Origin of the sequence: Sulfurimonas sp. (assembly GCF_027056685.1) — a bacterium.
GTDB lineage: Bacteria > Campylobacterota > Campylobacteria > Campylobacterales > Sulfurimonadaceae > Sulfurimonas.
Map to the genome: position 1 here is coordinate 1 of NZ_JALUKE010000213.1, position 2,119 is coordinate 2,119.

The following is a 2,119-nucleotide window of genomic DNA, read 5'->3' on the forward strand; positions in this document are numbered from 1 at the left end:
AAGCACAGGCTCTCATAAAAGAGGGGCTTGTTTTTGTGAATGGAAAAGCACTTAAAAAGAGCTCTTTCAAGGTAGAAGATGGTGATAGTGTAAATGTGCAGGAACATAAGTCGTATGTCTCTCGTGCTGCGTTTAAGTTAGATGCTTTTTTAGAAGAGCTGCGTTTAGATGTCAAGGGAAGAGTCGCACTTGATATCGGTTCTTCTACGGGTGGCTTTACTCAGGTGCTTTTAGAGCGTAATGTTGCTGAGGTAAACGCAGTGGATGTCGGGCGAGATCAGTTACACCACTCTTTGCGTGAAGATGAGCGAGTGAATGTTTACGAGGGGTGTGACATCCGTAAATTTGAACCAAATCAGACTTTTGATTTGGTTGTGAGTGATGTTGCGTTTATCTCTTTACTCTATATTTTAGAGGATGTACAGAGACTTGCATCACAAGATATTATTTTGCTTTTTAAGCCACAGTTTGAAGTAGGGCGTGAGGTTAAGCGTGATAAAAATGGTGTTGTTCTCGATAAAAAAGCCATTGCAAACGCAATGCAAAAGTTTGAAGATGCTTGTCTCTTAAAAGAGTGGAAGTTAGTACAAAAATCCCCCTCATCACTTACAGGAAAAGAGGGAAATTTGGAGTATTGTTACTACTTTAAAAAGTAGTTGTACTGTTTATTTGAGTAAAATTAGCGTTGCTAAACCTAAAAATACAAAAAATCCCATAGCATCTGTAGCTGTTGTGAGCAGTAGTGGCGACGCAATGGCAGGGTCAATGTTAAAGCGTTTCATAATGATAGGTAAAAATGAACCGATAAGACCTGCTAATGAGAGGTTTATGATAATGGCTAGAGCAACAACAGCACCAAGCATCGCTTGGTGAAACCAGAAGTATGCTAAAACTCCCACAACAATGCCAACTATAAGACCATTGACAATGCCAATAAGAAACTCTTTTCCCATTATTTTGTATGCAATTGTTTTGCTGATTTCTCCAAGGGCTAAACGCCGCACTGTTACCGTGACAGCTTGATTACCGACATTACCTCCAAGTGCTGCAACAACAGGCATCAAAACAGCGAGTGTGACTATTTGCTGTATTGTTCCTTTAAAGTGATTTACAACTAATGCAGAAAGAAGAATTGCACAAAGGTTAATGAAAATCCATTCAAGTCTTTTTCTTTGCGCTGTAGCAAAACTTTTTTCAGCTTCATGGTGTGTTCCAAGCATATTGAGTGCCTGTTTCTCCTCCTCAACACGAATAAATATATAGGCATCATCAAAAAGAATACGCCCAAGAAGTTTTTTACTTTTATTTACAACACCAAGTGTAGAGAGGTCATTTGCTTCAAAAAGTTTTACAGCAGTATGAATGTCTGCATGTTCATTAATCATCAATGCTTGGGATAAATTCTCTTTCTCCATGATTTGCTCAATGGTTTGTGTATCATCATAAAGTAGTAGTTTACTAATATCTAAAACACCAAGCAGATGCTCTTTTTTGGTTATGATAAAGAGCTTATTAAACGCAGCGTGAGTGAGGGATGCCTTCTCATAAGTTTGTATTTTTTGTTTTATATCTAAAACTGTTTCATCTTTAGTAGCAGTGAGAAGTTCAAGGTGCATATAGGCACCAACCTCATTGTCTTCGTATTCTAAAAGCTGTTTAATTGTATGTTGCTGCTCTTTTTTTAGTAGTTTATATATATTTTTTTCAAGTGTTGCATCTATATGTTTTATGCGATTGATGAGATGTTTTGCTCGATTACTCTCAGCGTAGGAGACTGCTTCTGCTAGTTTTTGATAAGAAATATTTTTGATGATATGTTTAAACTCTTCATGAGGTAGTTTGAGAAGTTTTTGTGCAAGCTGTTCTATGGGCGTATCATCTATTGTCATGCAGTAAAAATCCTTTTGTATATGTTATAATGCGTCTATAATGTAATTATAGTCATTTTTAAGGAAAAAGTGTAAATGAAAAAAACGACATCCGTTGCTATAGGTGGATTTGACGGTATGCATATTGGACATCAGGCACTTTTTTGTGAACTTGATGCAGATGGTACTGTTGTAGTTATTGATGCAGGGTATGCGAACTTAACACCGAAAAAGTTTCGGGAGTTACATAC

The 2,119-nt window shown here is 37.0% G+C and carries 2 protein-coding genes and 1 pseudogene; 2 read left to right on the forward strand and 1 reads right to left on the reverse strand.

Going from position 1 to position 2,119, the window contains the following annotated elements; genetic code table 11:
* On the forward strand, positions 1-656 hold a 656-nt coding region (locus MVY38_RS09430; protein WP_297485569.1), incomplete at its 5' end, for a TlyA family RNA methyltransferase.
* Positions 657-665: 9 nt separating this feature from the next.
* On the opposite strand, the gene MVY38_RS09435 is transcribed toward MVY38_RS09430, so the two are convergent.
* A complete protein-coding gene (locus MVY38_RS09435; RefSeq protein ID WP_297485571.1) occupies positions 666-1,889 on the reverse strand; it encodes a magnesium transporter in 1,224 nt (407 codons plus the stop codon).
* Positions 1,890-1,964: 75 nt separating this feature from the next.
* Here MVY38_RS09435 and MVY38_RS09440 point away from each other — a divergent pair.
* Positions 1,965-2,119: pseudogene (locus MVY38_RS09440) on the forward strand (bifunctional riboflavin kinase/FAD synthetase); the annotation flags it as partial.

What these genes read in the sequence shown, in the direction of transcription:
- MVY38_RS09435 (WP_297485571.1), bottom strand. Translation starts at nt 1,889, where the DNA reads ATGACAATAGATGATACGCCCATAGAACAGCTTGCACAAAAACTTCTC.